The 15,592-nt window shown below is 34.6% G+C and carries 17 protein-coding genes and 1 other RNA gene; 8 read left to right on the top strand and 10 right to left on the bottom strand.

The window, feature by feature from the left end; genetic code table 11:
- Positions 1 to 101 precede the first annotated feature (101 nt).
- On the bottom strand, positions 102 to 362 hold the full coding sequence (locus L1275_RS14260; RefSeq protein ID WP_219291727.1) for a (2Fe-2S) ferredoxin domain-containing protein: 261 nt from the start codon (positions 360 to 362) through the stop codon (positions 102 to 104).
- Positions 363 to 454: 92 nt separating this feature from the next.
- On the opposite strand from L1275_RS14260, the gene L1275_RS14255 reads away from it, so the two are divergent.
- Positions 455 to 1,534 (top strand): DUF3810 domain-containing protein, encoded by a 1,080-nt coding sequence (locus L1275_RS14255; RefSeq protein WP_253474774.1) that lies wholly within the window; start codon positions 455 to 457, stop codon positions 1,532 to 1,534.
- Here the strand turns inward: L1275_RS14255 and L1275_RS14250 are convergent.
- Entirely contained in the window at positions 1,529 to 2,839 is a 1,311-nt protein-coding gene (locus L1275_RS14250) for an NAD(P)/FAD-dependent oxidoreductase (RefSeq protein ID WP_253474771.1), read from the bottom strand. The genes L1275_RS14255 and L1275_RS14250 overlap by 6 nt on opposite strands.
- Before the next feature lie 136 nt (positions 2,840 to 2,975).
- Here L1275_RS14250 and L1275_RS14245 point away from each other — a divergent pair, with 136 nt between their 5' ends.
- The 3 genes from L1275_RS14245 to L1275_RS14235 all read left to right on the top strand — a co-directional run bounded on the left by L1275_RS14245 (position 2,976) and on the right by L1275_RS14235 (position 5,080).
- Complete coding sequence (locus L1275_RS14245; RefSeq protein WP_253474768.1) at positions 2,976 to 3,470, top strand: RNA polymerase sigma factor; 495 nt, start codon at positions 2,976 to 2,978, stop codon at positions 3,468 to 3,470.
- Positions 3,471 to 3,563: 93 nt separating this feature from the next.
- Positions 3,564 to 4,076: a hypothetical protein gene (locus L1275_RS14240; RefSeq protein WP_253474765.1), complete on the top strand. Its 513-nt coding sequence runs from the start codon at positions 3,564 to 3,566 to the stop codon at positions 4,074 to 4,076.
- A 56-nt stretch (positions 4,077 to 4,132) separates the two neighbouring features.
- Positions 4,133 to 5,080, top strand: coding sequence for a hydrogen peroxide-inducible genes activator (locus L1275_RS14235; RefSeq protein ID WP_253474762.1), 948 nt, complete (start codon positions 4,133 to 4,135; stop codon positions 5,078 to 5,080).
- 62 nt (positions 5,081 to 5,142) lie between these two features.
- Here the strand turns inward: L1275_RS14235 and L1275_RS14230 are convergent, their stop codons facing one another.
- The 4 genes from L1275_RS14230 to L1275_RS14215 form a co-directional block, all read right to left on the bottom strand.
- Complete coding sequence (locus tag L1275_RS14230) at positions 5,143 to 5,343, bottom strand: hypothetical protein (RefSeq protein ID WP_253474759.1); 201 nt, start codon at positions 5,341 to 5,343, stop codon at positions 5,143 to 5,145.
- 92 nt (positions 5,344 to 5,435) lie between these two features.
- Positions 5,436 to 6,125 carry a tRNA (5-methylaminomethyl-2-thiouridine)(34)-methyltransferase MnmD gene (mnmD, locus tag L1275_RS14225; RefSeq protein ID WP_253474756.1) on the bottom strand — a complete coding sequence of 230 codons (690 nt, stop codon included), beginning with the start codon at positions 6,123 to 6,125 and terminating at the stop codon, positions 5,436 to 5,438.
- 2 nt (positions 6,126 to 6,127) lie between these two features.
- Positions 6,128 to 6,559 (bottom strand): hypothetical protein, encoded by a 432-nt coding sequence (locus L1275_RS14220; protein ID WP_253474753.1) that lies wholly within the window; start codon positions 6,557 to 6,559, stop codon positions 6,128 to 6,130.
- Positions 6,559 to 7,062, bottom strand: coding sequence for a DUF4920 domain-containing protein (locus L1275_RS14215; RefSeq protein WP_253474751.1), 504 nt, complete (start codon positions 7,060 to 7,062; stop codon positions 6,559 to 6,561). The genes L1275_RS14220 and L1275_RS14215 overlap by 1 nt, the downstream gene beginning before the upstream one ends.
- A 356-nt stretch (positions 7,063 to 7,418) precedes the next feature.
- On the opposite strand from L1275_RS14215, the gene L1275_RS14210 reads away from it, so the two are divergent.
- Positions 7,419 to 8,492 (top strand): branched-chain amino acid aminotransferase, encoded by a 1,074-nt coding sequence (locus tag L1275_RS14210; RefSeq protein ID WP_253474748.1) that lies wholly within the window; start codon positions 7,419 to 7,421, stop codon positions 8,490 to 8,492.
- A 99-nt stretch (positions 8,493 to 8,591) separates the two neighbouring features.
- Here the strand turns inward: L1275_RS14210 and L1275_RS14205 are convergent, their stop codons facing one another.
- Positions 8,592 to 9,386, bottom strand: a complete 795-nt coding sequence (locus L1275_RS14205) for a hypothetical protein (protein WP_253474745.1) — start codon at positions 9,384 to 9,386, stop codon at positions 8,592 to 8,594.
- Between the two features lie 635 nt (positions 9,387 to 10,021).
- On the opposite strand from L1275_RS14205, the gene L1275_RS14195 reads away from it, so the two are divergent.
- Positions 10,022 to 11,131 carry a hypothetical protein gene (locus L1275_RS14195; protein WP_253474739.1) on the top strand — a complete coding sequence of 370 codons (1,110 nt, stop codon included), beginning with the start codon at positions 10,022 to 10,024 and terminating at the stop codon, positions 11,129 to 11,131.
- Between the two features lie 189 nt (positions 11,132 to 11,320).
- On the opposite strand, the gene kdsB is transcribed toward L1275_RS14195, so the two are convergent.
- A complete protein-coding gene (gene kdsB / locus L1275_RS14190) occupies positions 11,321 to 12,067 on the bottom strand; it encodes a 3-deoxy-manno-octulosonate cytidylyltransferase (protein ID WP_253474736.1) in 747 nt (248 codons plus the stop codon).
- 126 nt (positions 12,068 to 12,193) lie between these two features.
- Positions 12,194 to 13,618, bottom strand: a complete 1,425-nt coding sequence (locus tag L1275_RS14185) for an ATP-dependent RecD-like DNA helicase (protein ID WP_253474733.1) — start codon at positions 13,616 to 13,618, stop codon at positions 12,194 to 12,196.
- Positions 13,619 to 13,746: 128 nt separating this feature from the next.
- On the opposite strand from L1275_RS14185, the gene L1275_RS14180 reads away from it, so the two are divergent.
- Together L1275_RS14180 and rsmD are read left to right on the top strand one after the other, a co-directional pair.
- On the top strand, positions 13,747 to 14,541 hold the full coding sequence (locus L1275_RS14180; RefSeq protein WP_253474730.1) for a DUF3822 family protein: 795 nt from the start codon (positions 13,747 to 13,749) through the stop codon (positions 14,539 to 14,541).
- Positions 14,538 to 15,119, top strand: a complete 582-nt coding sequence (rsmD, locus tag L1275_RS14175; protein WP_253474727.1) for a 16S rRNA (guanine(966)-N(2))-methyltransferase RsmD — start codon at positions 14,538 to 14,540, stop codon at positions 15,117 to 15,119. Before L1275_RS14180 ends, rsmD begins: the two co-directional genes overlap by 4 nt.
- Here rsmD and rnpB read toward each other — a convergent pair.
- An RNA gene (rnpB, locus tag L1275_RS14170) (RNase P RNA component class A) lies at positions 15,117 to 15,430 on the bottom strand. The two genes, rsmD and rnpB, sit on opposite strands and share 3 nt — an antisense overlap.
- Between the last annotated feature and the right edge of the window lie 162 nt (positions 15,431 to 15,592).

Below are 15,592 nucleotides of genomic sequence, written 5' to 3'. Positions count from 1 at the left end.
GCGTATCAGCGTATCAGCGTATCAGCGTATCAGCGTATCAGCGTATCAGCGTATCAGCGTATCAGCGTATCAGCGTATCAGCGTATCAGCGTATCTGCCTCTCAAGCTATATACTTCTCAAAAATTTTGCGTGCTTTCTTTTTCGAAACTTCTTTTTTGAATACGTCTGGTGTAGGTAGATAAAAGATCGGTGCTTTTTTGCACATACCTTGACATTTCATCGTTTGAATTTCCATTTGGTTTTCCAATCCATTTTCGATGATCATTTCACTAAAACAAGTTTTAGCTTCCTCATTATAGCGACAACACTTTTTTCCATTGCAGAAAAATATCACTTTTCCCTCTTTTTTATCTTTTGACATAACTTACTAAGAAATAAGGACAAAGATAGTTATTTTTAATTATTCTAAATAAAGTTTGTCAATTATTTTTTTTATATTTTTATAAAAAAAATATGCGCAAAAATTGGTTTTGGATTTTGTTGCTAATCATACAATATCTGTTGGTCAAAATCTTTCAGAAACATCCCCTCTGGATTGAAAATTACTATTCCAACGAGTGGTATATTAAAATCAGTGCCTTGTTTAGGAAAGTATATGGCTTTTTTCCATTTTCTATTGGTGATATCCTTTATTTTATCATTGGTTTAATCATTGTGATCAACACCGTTGTTATATTTAAAGAAAAAAAGGGAACTTATTCGTGGAGCACGCGCTTTCAACATTTGTTTTATTTTTTAATTCGCGTATTGGCTATCTTCTTTTTATTCTTCAATTTGTTTTGGGGTTATAACAATTACCGTATACCGCTCTATCAGAAAATGGAATTGGAACGAGAATATACCGATGACGAATTGATTGACTTTTCATATCAGTTGCTAACTAAGGTCAATCAACTGCAATTAGAAATCACAGCTGATTCGACTAAAAGTGTCGTAATCGATTACGACATCAATAAAATCTATGACGAAGCCAACAGTGGTTATCGTTATGTGACCGCAGTCTATCCTTGGATAAAACACGAAAACTACGCACTGAAATCTTCTTTGTGGAGTACTGTACTAAGTTATATGGGTTTTTCCGGTTATATCAATCCCTTTACCAATGAGGCACAGGTCAATAGTAAGGTTCCAAAATTGGGAATGTACGTAACAGCTTCCCATGAGATAGCTCATCAAATCGGTTATGCCTCAGAGAGTGAAGCTAATTTTATAGGTTATCTCAATGCGAGCTTACAAGAGGATAAGAAGTACCAATATGCGGGTTATATCTATGCCTTACGATACTGTTTGACCACTATGGAGCGCAATGAAATAAAAGAATTGGAAACGATTCTAAATAAGATTAACCCAGCCGTGTATCACAATTTAATGGAAAACAAAGTATTTTGGGATTCCTATCGAAACATTTCCAATTCGTTTTTTAAAGTTTTCTATAATAATTTTTTAAAAATCAACAATCAACAAGAGGGAATAAAATCCTATAATCGCTTTGTTGACCTTTTAATTAATTACCACAAAAAAAAGGCTTTATAGATCGGTGTCATCGGGAAAACTCTCGTTATTTTTTCGTTTATAAGGACGAATAATTAATCGTCCTTCGCGATCAAAAATCACGTAATTGTACACCCAATTCCACAGAACAACTATTTTATTTTTAAAACCGATTAAAGACATCAGGTGGACAAACATCCATACGAACCAAGCAAATATTCCACTAAAATGCCATTTCGGTAAATCGACTACCGCTTTATTCCTACCAATCGTAGCCATAGATCCCTTATCGTTATAAACAAAAGGTTTTAATGGTTTTTTGCTTACTAGGCGTACTAAATTTTGAGCTAACAATCGACCTTGTTGAATGGCAGGCTGAGCCATCATCGGATGTCCTCCAGGTAATTTTTCTGAAACCATACCGGCTACATCTCCAATAGCGAAGACATTATCAAATCCTATCACTTGATTATATTCATTCACTTTCATACGATTACCGCGACTCAACATCACTTCATCCTTAAAACCATCAATAGCAGCGCCTTTTACACCAGCGGTCCAGATGACGGTAGCCGTACGAAAAGTTGTGCCGTTTTTTGTCATAACCACGTTACCGTCATAATCGGTCACTTGCTCATTTTTCCAAATCGAAACACCGAGTTTTTTTAAGAAATGCTCAGCTCTTTCCGAAGATTTATCAGACATCGCATCTAAAACTTGATTGGAACCCTGAATGACATTGATTTCCATTTTACGAATATCTAGATCGGGATAATCCTTAGGTAAAACCGCTTTTTTCATTTCTGCTAATGCACCTGCAAGTTCCACTCCTGTGGGTCCGGCTCCTACGATGACAAAATTCATCAAAGCCAATTTTTCCTCCATATCGTTGGTCAGCAAGGCTTCTTCAAAATTTTCCAATACCAAACTTCTGATATTTAACGATTGTGGAATCGTTTTCATGGCCATACTGTTTTTTTGAATCGAGGTATTACCAAAAAAATTGGTTTTCGATCCTGTGGCAATCACTAAATAATCGTAAAAAATAATTCCTATATCGGCGATCACCTTTTTCCCATCGGTATCAATTCTATTGACATGAGCCAATCGAAAATAAATTTCATCGTAGTTTTGCACCACTTTCCTAATGGGATATGCAATGGATCCTGCTTCCAAGCCACCTGTAGCTACTTGATATAATAAAGGTTGGAAAGTATGGTAGTTATGTTGGTCTAATAGTACGACTTGAAAGCCTTTGTTTTTTAGCTTTTTCGCTAAGGATAGTCCCCCGAAGCCACCTCCAATAATTACAACTCTTGGAAAGCTAGAAGTAGGAATGTTCATCATAATATATGAATTTTGACTAACAAATTTACGAAGATTAATCAACAATTGCATGGTAATTTCAAAAACATTCCCGCAGTCAATTGTTAGAAAGTAAGTATTTTTGTAACAATTAAATCGTTTAGGCGTCCTATCAGTCATGAACCCACTATTAGAACAGGAATTTATTCAGCAGGTCGAAATCAATCAGAATATAATACACAAGATTTGTAGATTATATACTTCTGATGAGCATGCCCATAAAGATTTGTTTCAAGAAATCTCCATCCAATTATGGAAAGCATACCCCAAATTTAGAGGAGATGCCAAATTCACTACTTGGGCGTATCGAGTCGCTTTAAATACAGCCATTTCCCTATATCGGAAGAAAAGTAGAACCATCACAACGATCGAGTTTAATGCGACTATACACAAGTTCCGATATGATGAATACAATTATGAAGAAGAAGAGCAGCTCAAAATTTTATATCTAGCTGTACAGCAATTGAACGATATAGAAAAAGCACTCGTTTATATGTATTTAGAAGATAAAGATTATACCGAAATTTCAGAAACTTTAGGTATTAGTGAAGTCAATGCGCGAGTTAAAATGAATAGGATTAAAACTAAACTAAAAAAAATAATTAACCCTTGAGGTTATCAGAATATGGAAGAATTAGATTTATTAAAAAAACACTGGAATAAAAATTCAGATTTCCCGAAAATCTCGCAAGAGGATATTAAAAAAATGATTCACAAGAGATCTTCATCAATCGTGAAATGGATATTTATTATCAGCATAATAGAATTCATCATCTTGAATTTAATCAGCTTATTGATGCCTAGTAGTGAAGTAGATGACTCTACCGTATTTATAGAAATTATAGATTACGCATCGATTGGCTTTTCCTTGGTATTTATTGTGCTTTTTTATAAAAATTATCGCGCAATCTCCGTGTCATCATCGACAAAGACTTTGATGCAAGGAATTCTAAAGACCCGTAAAACCGTTAAAATTTATATTTACATCAATATTTTTATGGTGATTATCGGTATGTTTTATGCGCTATTCGTGCTTAGTCATAACAATCATTACTTCGACAAACTCAACAATATACAGTCCTCAGTTCTTATAATAGCTTTTTTAGCCTTTATCGGAATATTTGCTGGGATTATCTGGTTGGTTTATAAAGTGATTTACGGTATCTTACTTAAAAAATTAAAATATAATTATACCGAATTAAAAAAGATTGATTTTTAGTTTTTTTGTTTTAACTTGAATACATATTAAAATTAATTCTTGGCATTTTATAACATATGACAATTACGCAACTTATATATACTATTGCTGTGGCGGAATATAAAAACTTTACTCTGGCTGCAGAGAAGAGTTTTGTTACACAACCCACTCTAAGTATGCAAATACAAAAACTAGAAGAAGAGTTAGGAGTTATTATATTTGATCGTACTACTAAACCCATTCAACTGACCGAAGTAGGTGCTATTATCGTCAAGCAAGCGCAAAAGATAGTAGAAGAATCCAATCGAATCAAGGATATTGTAGATCAGCAGAAAGGTTATATCGGCGGTGAATTTAGATTGGGCATTATTCCGACGATCACTCCGACACTCTTACCGATGTTCTTGAAGACCTTTATCAAAAAACACCCAAAGGTTAATTTAATTATTGAAGAGTACAATACTGATGAAATCATTCAGCGATTGAGAAATGGTCAGATTGATGCGGCCATAGCTGCAACACCGTTGGATGAAGCAGATATCAAAGAAGCGGTTTTGTATTACGAACCCTTTGTAGGATATTTTCCCGACAAATTTCGTCAGGGTCTATCTAAGGAAATCAACGTCAGCGATGTTGATATCAATAATCTATTGTTGCTACATGATGGTCATTGCTTTAGAAACAGCATTATCAACCTATGTAAACCTAGCGCATCAGAAAATGACTTACCCTTTAAACTGGAAAGCGGTAGTTTTGAAACCTTAATCAAAATTGCCAATGAGGGATTGGGAATCACTTTACTACCCTATTTGCATACCTTGGATCTCAAATCGGAATATCTGGTCAATTTAGTTCAATTTAAAGATCCCAAACCCGCTCGAGAAGTCAGTTTAATATATCGAAAGAGTGAATTGAAAATTCAGATTATCGAAGCTCTAAAAGAAAGCATACAGAGTGTTATTCGCGGTGCCATAGCATTTAGTGATATACAAATTATAAGCCCAAAATTAAAACGTCATTCCTAAAGGATAGGCTGAAATTCTGTCAACAAAAAAGCCCACATAAGTGGGCTTTTTCATTTATACTATTATTCGTTAATCAACAACAAACATTGCTGTAGTTCGGGTTTTCCCAAAGTGTATTTTTCTAACCATTTGGTTAATAAGTCCAGATCGTAAGGTAACAATGATTTCATTGCTTTTTCTAACTCCTTACAAAATAATAACGGGTCAAAACTAACATTTTCTAATACCGTTTTTGTGTAATCAAACATTTGTCTTGCTTTCATATCTAATTAAAAAATTAAAGGGATATCGCTAGAAGTAAATATAATACAAATCCACAGTATAAAATATTTTATTATAGTTTTTTAAGATTATTTTATGAGTTTAACGCAGTTTCTTTAGATATTTTATGAGCTCGTATCATCTGTCTTTTACCCGGTGGACCCGCTAAACGCTCAACTTTAAACCCCGCAGCACGCATATTTTGTTTGATAGCTCCCCTGCAAGCATAGGTCACTAAAATCCCATTGGGTTTTAACGATTCATACATTTTAATAAAAATCTCTTCCGACCATAATTCCGGTTGATACGGATAACCAAAAGCATCGAAATAGATCAGATCGTACGATTGCGGCAATAATTGTAGCTCTTCAAATAAAGATCGGACTTTTTTCAAACTAAAACAAGAATTAATTGGCATTTCCACTTCCCAATCCGTTTGGTGAATTCTTGTAAAATCACGAATAGCATTTGGATCATCCAATTGAACGGGATAATTAAGCAATTGAATCTCTTCCGCAGTTAATGGAAAACCCTCTACAGCATGGTACTGTATGGATAATTGAAGTTTTTCTGCTTCCAATGCAGTTAATAAGGTATTTAAACCGGTACCAAATCCCATTTCCAATATAGAAAATTGACGTTTTGAAATCTGATGTAAACCCTCCTTTAGATATACGTGATTAGCCTCTTGTACTGCTCCATGCACAGAATGATAGGTTTCATCCATATCCTCCATCAGTATACTACTAGACCCGTCCGAGGTAATGATTATTTTTCTTTTCACAATTAAGGGATTAACAGTTTTTTTATGCGTTCGATCGGTCCACCACACTTCACTTGATGACAACTGATACAGCTTTGAACCATCGCATTAAAATTTTCTTTTCTATTCGTTTCCACTTCATAAACTAGCCGTTGTGCTTTTATGAACTCAGTCATCTGCTTATCAAAGAACAGATCCCTATCCGTCGGATCGGTTAGAACTGCTGTTGACAAGTTCAAATAATGGCTCGGTAAGCTATCCGCTATATTGGCATCAGAAAGTATCGCATCCTTTATTCGCATATTATCAACATACAACTGCTCCATCAACAAAGCCATTTCGGACATACTGTAAAGTTGAAACGAACTTTTCTCAGGCATGGAATTCACCGGCTTATGCTGTTCTTTACACGAGAAACACAACAAGACGCATATAAAAACACCAACTATTTTCATTAAGGCTGAATTAAAACACCATCTGCCATAAAACTATAGGTGATTTTCGGTTCTGTAATTTGTGCGATTTCGTCCTCCGATTTACCACCGTCCTTAGCATAATGTTTTAGTTCGTCAACAGAAACAACATTTAGATAAGCTTTACCAGAAACAATTACTTCATGCGATCCAGCATTCATCGGTACAAAAAAAGCATAGTCTTTAAACTTTACAAAACTCTTTTTACCTTGATCCAAACTCAAACTCATCCAGCATCCTTTCTTTTGACAAACCTCTTCAATTTTGGATTTAAACTGAACAGCCAAGGTATCCCCCGCTTTCATATTTTGATATTTCTCACTCATTTCTTGTTGCGACAATATTGTATTATTGACCTGAATTGAGTCACCGAAAACCTCATAGCTCATTTCGGCTTCCTTAATCGCGGTTTTTTCTTCGGAATTTTGTTTACAACCAATCAGACTAATTAGTAAAACAGTAGATAAGAATAGTGTTTTTTTCATGGATATATTATTTTAATTAAAGCATTTTTAGAATCACGGCAACAACCGTAATCGCTGTAAATACCCAACTCGATAACGTTAGAGATCTGATGCTTTTGACGTGATTTTAATTTTATCAAAGATACTTAAAAATGGGAAATAGTTGGTAATATGCGCAAGTTCATACTGATTAGCAGATTATCTGTAAATATTATTTATTATTTTAAAAATATAATTAAAAATAATTGAATTCGAAAATAGTTCAATGAATTACGGCATTTTGGAGATATTTTTGCTAAATTTGTAAAAGTATTTTTGATAAAAAATCGCATATTATTCCTTTATTTTAAACAACAACAACACTTAAAAACATTATAATGAGTTTAAAAACAATCACAGATATTTCTATATCAAAAGTAGAAAAATCGAAAATTGATACTTTTGATTTTGAAAATGTATCATTTGGTGGTGCCTTTACCGACCATATGCTTGTTTGTTCTTACAAAGACGGCGTATGGGGACAAGTTGAAATCAAACCTTATGGACCTATTCAATTAGATCCTTCTGCCCGTGTTTTCCATTACGGTCAAGCGATCTTTGAAGGGATGAAAGCTTATAAAGATAGTAATGACGAGGTGTGGTTATTCCGCCCTGAAGAAAATTTTAATAGATTCAATAAATCAGCTATTCGTCTAGCCATGCCAGAAATTGATTCTGAGCGTTTTATCGGTGGCTTGAAAGCTTTATTAAATATAGAAAAAGACTGGGTTAAAAAAGGAAAAGGAAATTCATTATACATCCGTCCTTTTATGATCGCTACAGAATCTGGAGTGATTGCTGGTCCTTCAAAAGAATTTATGTTTTGTATTTTATTGTCACCAGCTAAGTCATACTACGCTGGAAAAGTAAAAGTACAAATTGCAGAACATTATAGCCGTGCGGCTAATGGAGGTGTTGGTGCTGCGAAATGTTCTGGAAACTATGCTGCTCAATTCTACCCTACTCAATTGGCTCAAAAAGAAGGATACCAACAAGTAATCTGGACAGATGATGCTACTCATACGAAACTTGAGGAAGCCGGTACTATGAACGTGTTCTTTAGAATAAATGACACTTTATTTACTGCACCTACTAGTGAACGTATACTTGACGGTGTTACTAGAAAAAGTATCGTTGAATTAGCGAAACACATCGGTTTAGACATTCAAGTTAAAACGGTTTTAGTAGAGGAAATTATAGCCGCTGCTAAAAACGGAAGTTTAAAAGAAATCTTCGGTGCAGGTACTGCTGCTGTAGTAAGTCAGATTGAAGGTTTTGCTTTTCAAGATGCGTATTACGCTCTACCTGAAATGCAAGACAGCGAATCTTTCGCTTTGATTATTAAAGATAAATTAACGGGTATTCAAAATAAAGCAGAACTAGATCCATTTAATTGGACTGAGAAAATCTAATTTATTTTACCTTTTAAAATATAAAAACGCCGTTCAAATTGATTTTTGAACGGCGTTTCTGTTATGTTTTTGTCAATTATTTGTCTAATAATATCAGACTTATAATTCAAGCTTATCAAGAATAATTCGCACACCTTGCGAAGTAGTATATGAAGTGAAATAATATTTCTCCCCTTGATAATCAAAATAATCAATACTTGGAGTACCAGTAGGAGAATTAGCAATAACAATTTCACCTGTATCTACATTGAAAAGAATTTGTTCTCCAGTTGATTCATAAATACCTCCATCTTCCCATATCAGATTTGGGGTACCATAAAAACTATCATCAATGAAACGAACTTTGATTAATGCCTCATGAACAACATGATTATTCGTATCTTTAACTTTATAATTTATAGTGTGAATCTTACCATGTTCATAAATTTTAGCTGGCTCAAAAGCATTCGTATTGGCATAGATATCAAAAAATGCAACCTTCCCAAAACCTGTATAAACAGGGCAATGCCCTGAATTGAGATAGGCTATATTTATATGAGGTCCCAGACTCTTAGGTAAAGAAGCTACAGTTTTTAAGTATTCACTATTATTATTCGTTATAAAACTTGGTAAATAAACTTGCATTGGCAGACCTAAATACATTAGATCATTATCACGATCATGATATGCTAACCCAATATTAACCACATACTCTAAAGTTAGATCGTCTGTGAAATTACTTAAATTATAATCCATTATAGCTGCGGGACCTTTATACGGAGATTCATAGCCATCTGGATCGTAATTCCGAATCATATTTCGTAATTCCTTGTCTGATTTTTGAGTTGATAATTCCTCCGTTGAACAGGAAGCCAGTAAGATGATAGCCCCTAAAACTAAAATTTTTTTTAACATAATTAATTTATTTAAAGTTAATGGATTTTAAATATAATTAAAAAACACCTACTAAATCAAAATAAAAAACACAAAAACATCGATACTAATGAGTTTTTAACAAAAATTACTCAAAAACCATACTTAAAAATCACCATAAGCATTGATTTTTAAATAAAACACGCTACAGCAAAGCTTCTGCGTTTTTTTTTGTTTGAAACTCGTATAATTAGACTAATTTTGTCGAAATAAAAATTATTATGTTTACTCCAGGACAAATCAAATTTTCTATATTCTTTGTAATCGTTTTTTTAATAGCGATGGTCTACGTTTATAGAAAGGACATACAGCTTCACAAAACCTACTATAAGGGTAGTTTATGGGTATTAATTGGCTTTATTGCATTTATAGGTTTGCTTTTTGTGTTAAAAACAACACTTAAATAGTAATAATTTACTATTTTTGATTATATTCATCAATAGGTGCTTGTTTTTAGGCTCTAATATTTATTTTATTTTCACCTGCTTACCAAGATTTAAAGAGCGTTTATAAAAAAATCTGATCGGTGCGAAATACTTGCGAGGAAGTGATTTACATTTGCGTAAATTGATTCGCCAGGTATCTATTACCATAACAAAATAACATCATTGCCCGCTATGAAAATTATCAAATATTTTTTACTCTTATTGGTTTTAAGTTTGGTCGCTTTATTTGTCTATATCGCTACACAGAATGGTGCCTATACCGTAACAAGATCTCTTTTTGTCAATGCGCCACAAAGTTCGGTTTACAATTATATCAATAATTTAAAAAGCTGGGAAGATTGGGGACCTTGGGAAGGATTGGACACCAAAAATATTACTTATGATGCCATAGTTAAAGGAGATTCAGCGGGATTGAGTTGGAAGAGTGCCCACGAACACGGTACTTTAAAAACATTGAAAGCTTTTCCAAAAGATAGCTTATCACAAAGTTTAATCATCGATAAAAACGCATCCATGCTCGGCTGGAAATTCAAAAACGATACTAGCGGTACCATTGTTACATGGAGCATCAAAGGAGAGATGAATATTTTGATGAAAATCACTTATTTTTTTACCGGAGGAGCTGAAACGATATTAGGCGAGAAATTAGACCGTGGATTATCGAATATAAAAAATTATTTCACCAAAGAACTCAGCGAGTTCACCGTTGATACTAAAGGTTTAGTCGTACAAGGAGAAACGTATTATATTGTCGAAAAAGCAACAGCTACCAACGATGATTTAGCAGAAGCAATGGCTAGAATAGCTCAGAGCTTAATTGATTTTGCCAAAGACAATTCCTTAACGCAAAAAGGAAAACCCTTTGCTATAATCGAGAGAAATTCCAGTACTGATTCTGTCAGCTTTTCGATGTGTGTACCAATCGCTGAAGAAATCTTTACTACAGAAGATAGTCAAGTACAAGGGCGTAAGCAAGAGAGTTTCGTCAGCTTCAATACCGTTTTAAAAGGAGATTACTCTCATCTTAAAACAGCGCTTATCGATACGCGAAAAGCTATGGAAAACGCCAATCAAACTGAAAACCTATCCAAGAACATTATTCTAGTTTTTGAAAAATCAATTTTAGAAACTCGAAAACCGTCTGAATGGATTACCAACATTTATATGCCACTGGATGATAAAGCTCCTGCCGCAGCAGCGACACGCTATAACAACACCAGACCCCGCACTGCTACGGAAACGGAAGTGCCGCAACCAACTATGCCTGCACAAGTACAATAACTAGTGATCAGTAACTAGTGATCAGTAACTAGTGATCAGTAACTAGTGAAAAAACGAAATAAACAAAGAGGCCGTTTCATAAATTGAGGCGGTCATTTTTTTTGCTTATTTTCAATGTCAATGCAATTTATTCTCTTATAGAAATCTTATAAAAATAAAGTGGCTACCCTTTTGAGATAGCCACTTCTTTTATCGTAATTCTGGAAACTGTTCCAATAACTTTTTGGCTTTCTCCAAATCCTCAACGGTATCTATACCAATGCCGACATGGTTAGTTTCGGCCATTTTAATTTTTTTTCCGTATTCCAAATACCTTAGTTGCTCCAGTTTTTCCGAAGCTTCCAGGCTTTTCATCGGCAAGGTTGTAAATTCCAACAAAGCGGCTTTGCGAAAAGCGTAAATACCGATATGCTGATAATACTGTACCGCCACTTCCCGATCCCTAGGATACGGTATCACCGATCTTGAAAAATATAAAGCCATTTGATTCTGGTCAACAATAACTTTAACATGATTCGGATTCTCAATGTTTTCCCAATCATTGATTGGCGTCATCAAAGAAGCCAAATCAACCTGATTTGCTTCATCATCCTTGAATATAGCTATAACCTTCTCTAAATTTTCTTTATTGATAAAAGGTTCGTCTCCTTGTACATTTACAACGATATCCGCTTCTATATCCGCCACCGCTTCAGCAATACGATCGCTTCCACTTTCGTGATCCTTGATACTGCGTACAACCTTACCGCCGTGTGTACGAATTTCATCAAAAATGATTTCTGAATCCGTTACCACAAAAACATCGTCAAACAACTGAGTCGCCACAGCGGCATCATAAGTTCTGCGAATAATGGTTTTACCCCCTAAATCCTGCATCAACTTAGCAGGAAAACGCGTAGAAGCATAACGGGCTGGAATTACAGCGATAATTTTCATATATAGATGTTGTTTTTAAATTAGATTCCGTTCATAAAGTTTTTGTACATTCAACACAAATTCCGTTGACTGCGACTTTATAAATATACGCTTTAAGTACAAATAGCCCTAAAATTTAATACCGATTTAGTCCTCGAAAAACTCGTCTTTAAAACCAATTAAATACAGTTTATCCTTAGCTCTGGTCATCGCGGTATACAACCAGCGAATGTATTCCTTTGAAATACCATCGGGTAAATATGGCTGTTCAATAAATACAGTATTCCATTGTCCCCCTTGAGATTTATGACAGGTAATGGCATAGGAAAATTTAACCTGTAAGGCATTAAAATATTCATTCTGCTTGACTTTCTGCAGCTTCTTAAACTTTGAAGTCTCTTCGGGATAATCCAACATCACCTCTTGATACAAGCGATTGGATTCTTCATAGGTTAAAGCTGGTGATTCACTCTGGATGGTGTCCAATAATAAAATCGTATCAAAGGGTGCCAATTGAGGATAGTCAATCATTCGCACTTTCACAGACGCAAATTTAAACGAATACAGTTCCTGTATTTTATAAATTTGCAGTATCTCAATAATATCTCCATTAGCCACAAAGTCCGTGACCGTAGAGTCTTTTAACCAATAATAGTTGTTTTTAACCACCATCATATAATCACCCGCAGCCAATTCACTTTCTTTGTCTAAAATACGCGTTCTAATCTGTTCATTATATTGATTGGCCCTCTTATTGGCACGAACGATAAATGCCGTTTCTTCAGGCCCTTGTTTGTCATAAGCCGTTAAAATCGCATCTTGAATATCTTGTCCATCCTGCAATCTCACTATATCCTTAAAACCTTTTAAGTAAAACTTAAAGGTATCAAAGAATTGAGAATCCAATAAGGTTCTCAATTCCGTGGCATTATATAATATTCCAGAGTTTTCTTCTTGTCTCATTACTTCATCCAATTCAATATGGTCTACTTCCATTTGAAAACTGAACGACAATTGATCGATGTTCAGAGCCGGACTAATATCCATGTGTACTGGAGGTAACTGTGCCGTATCCCCAATCAAAATTAACTTACAATTGCGACCGCTATATACATAATGGATCAAATCATCGAGCAAAGATCCGTTTTGATACATATTCGATTCTGTAGCCGCATCGGAAATCATTGAAGCCTCGTCTACGATAAAAATCGTGTTTCTCGATTTATTGACTTGCATGGTAAATTGCAAACCATCGCCTTTACCTTTTTTGGGATAATAGATCTTTTTGTGAATGGTAAAAGCCGCTTGCTGTGAATAATTAGATATTACCTTAGCCGCTCTCCCTGTTGGTGCCAACATCACTGCTGTTTTGTTTACCGCAGCTAAATGATTTACAACCGTAGACAACAAAGATGTCTTTCCCGTACCGGCATACCCCTTTAATACAAACAATTCATCCTGCTTAGAACTAGTCACAAAATTAGCGATTTTTTGAAAAAATATATCTTGCTTAAGGGTTGCTTCAAAGGGGAATTGATCTAAAAGTAAACGGTAAAATTTGGAGGGTGTCATTATAAGTAAGTAAAAACAGATTAGTTTTCAAAGATACTAAGGATTTTAAACAGGAATGGATATCTTCCTTTAAAATTTGCTTAAATTTGTCGGGTATTTGTAGCAGTAGTACCCCAAAATAAATGCCAATGAGTGATCCGAAAAATTACAGTCAATTAATTATACAAGTCTCCTTGAATGAGTTTGCCTTTTTAACTAAGGATATACTCACTCAAGAACAGCTCGAATTTCATAGCGAAAGCTTGCAACCGGCCTTGCCTATTGAAGAGCAATTAGAGACTATTTTTAGCAAATATGACAAGCTACGCCTCGACTATGATGAAGTTTTGGTGCTACACAATAATGCTCTAAATACTTTTGTACCGCAATCCATTTTTGACGAAAATAATTTGGGCGCTTATCTACAATATTCTACCAAAGTTTTTTCTACCGATTTTTTCGCTTTTGATGAAATGGATTTGTATCAAATGAATAATGTTTATGTGCCCTATATTGCAATTAATAATTTTTTATTGGATAAATTCGGCGCATTCACCTACCAAAATATAAACACTGCCCTGGTTACACATCTATTAAGTACCAACTCCAATAACAGTGAAACTGTTGTTTATGCCTATTTACAAGCTACTCATTTTGAATTGATCGTGATTAACAACGATCAATTGCTGCTGTTTAACTCTTTTACATTTCAAACCGCAGAAGATTTTATCTATTACATCTTGTTTGTATACGAACAGTTAGAACTAAATCCAGATGCTCACCCTTTAGTATTATTAGGTGCGATAGATTCGGAATCTAAGTTTTTTAAAATTGCCTATAAATACATCCGTGAATTAAGTATCAAAAAACTCAATATCAACACGAATATCCAAACTTCAACACCCAATCATTTTAATTTATATTATACCCTATTTCAATCATGAGAATTATATCTGGACAACACAAAGGTAGAAGAATAACGGCACCGAAGAATTTACCTGTTCGTCCCACTACTGATTTGAGTAAAGAATCCCTTTTTAACGTACTCAACAATCATTTTAATCTAAGTGAACTAAAAGTCTTAGACCTCTTCTCAGGCACGGGTAATATCAGTTATGAATTTGCTTCACGTGGGGCGGGTCCAATTATTAGTGTAGATGGTGATTTTGGCTGTGTCAATTTTATTAAGAAAACCGCTAAGGAATTGGATTTAGATATTACAGCCTTAAAAGCTGATGTGATTAAATTTCTTGAAAAACACAAATCATCGTACGATATCGTTTTTGCCGATCCACCTTATGATTTTTCAAAAGAAAAATTTGAGAGCATTGTCCAATTAGTCTTTGAAAACAACATCTTGGATTCAGAGGGTATGTTAGTAGTCGAACACTCTAAATACACTGATTTAAAACATGTAGACAACTATTCTTTTCAAAAGAATTATGGAGGTTCCGTATTTTCGTTTTTCGAATTTCTTACAGAAGAAGAAGTTGAAACGGTTCAAAGCGGTGAAGAAGAATAAAAAAGCAGACCTATAAGCCGGATTCTGTATGCGTATACGCATCCCTATCATTTATCTAGGCTATCAATTACTCGATAGCTCCATCTGCCTACCCCTAAAACATCGGGCGAGTAGCCCTCAAGCGTTAAATATACATGGCATTTCACCGCATAGAGTTTACCTGGTTTCACTACAGCATTACCTGTACATACTTTCTGTTGCACTTGTCCTCTTAGAATAAATTCTAATGACGGGTGTTACCCGCTATGCTACTCTGTGGTGTCCGGACTTTCCTCTAATTCTTACGAACTAGCGATAGGGCAGTCTGCTTGCTGCAAAAGTAGTTTATTCCCAACAATATCAAACTATAAAAAAACAAAAGAATTATAGCAAAACGAAGCTTGATTTTAATGCCGCTGTATTCTAAGGTCTTAGTACTACTGTTTGTGATTATATTGTGCTATTTATTGTATGAGCGATTCATAATTTCTGCA

The sequence above is a fragment of the Flavobacterium sp. HSC-61S13 genome (assembly GCF_024171535.1).
GTDB lineage: Bacteria > Bacteroidota > Bacteroidia > Flavobacteriales > Flavobacteriaceae > Flavobacterium.
This window is presented reverse-complemented; position numbering and strand designations above follow the sequence as displayed.

Coding starts and splice junctions, on each gene's coding strand:
- L1275_RS14260 (WP_219291727.1), bottom strand. CDS start 362: ATGTCAAAAGATAAAAAAGAGGGAAAAGTGATATTTTTCTGCAATGGA.
- L1275_RS14255 (WP_253474774.1), top strand. CDS start 455: ATGCGCAAAAATTGGTTTTGGATTTTGTTGCTAATCATACAATATCTG.
- L1275_RS14250 (WP_253474771.1), bottom strand. CDS start 2,839: ATGATGAACATTCCTACTTCTAGCTTTCCAAGAGTTGTAATTATTGGA.
- L1275_RS14245 (WP_253474768.1), top strand. CDS start 2,976: ATGAACCCACTATTAGAACAGGAATTTATTCAGCAGGTCGAAATCAAT.
- L1275_RS14240 (WP_253474765.1), top strand. CDS start 3,564: ATGATTCACAAGAGATCTTCATCAATCGTGAAATGGATATTTATTATC.
- L1275_RS14235 (WP_253474762.1), top strand. CDS start 4,133: ATGACAATTACGCAACTTATATATACTATTGCTGTGGCGGAATATAAA.
- L1275_RS14230 (WP_253474759.1), bottom strand. CDS start 5,343: ATGAAAGCAAGACAAATGTTTGATTACACAAAAACGGTATTAGAAAAT.
- L1275_RS14220 (WP_253474753.1), bottom strand. CDS start 6,559: ATGAAAATAGTTGGTGTTTTTATATGCGTCTTGTTGTGTTTCTCGTGT.
- L1275_RS14215 (WP_253474751.1), bottom strand. CDS start 7,062: ATGAAAAAAACACTATTCTTATCTACTGTTTTACTAATTAGTCTGATT.
- L1275_RS14210 (WP_253474748.1), top strand. CDS start 7,419: ATGAGTTTAAAAACAATCACAGATATTTCTATATCAAAAGTAGAAAAA.
- L1275_RS14205 (WP_253474745.1), bottom strand. CDS start 9,386: ATGTTAAAAAAAATTTTAGTTTTAGGGGCTATCATCTTACTGGCTTCC.
- L1275_RS14195 (WP_253474739.1), top strand. CDS start 10,022: ATGAAAATTATCAAATATTTTTTACTCTTATTGGTTTTAAGTTTGGTC.
- kdsB (WP_253474736.1), bottom strand. CDS start 12,067: ATGAAAATTATCGCTGTAATTCCAGCCCGTTATGCTTCTACGCGTTTT.
- L1275_RS14185 (WP_253474733.1), bottom strand. CDS start 13,618: ATGACACCCTCCAAATTTTACCGTTTACTTTTAGATCAATTCCCCTTT.
- L1275_RS14180 (WP_253474730.1), top strand. CDS start 13,747: ATGAGTGATCCGAAAAATTACAGTCAATTAATTATACAAGTCTCCTTG.
- rsmD (WP_253474727.1), top strand. CDS start 14,538: ATGAGAATTATATCTGGACAACACAAAGGTAGAAGAATAACGGCACCG.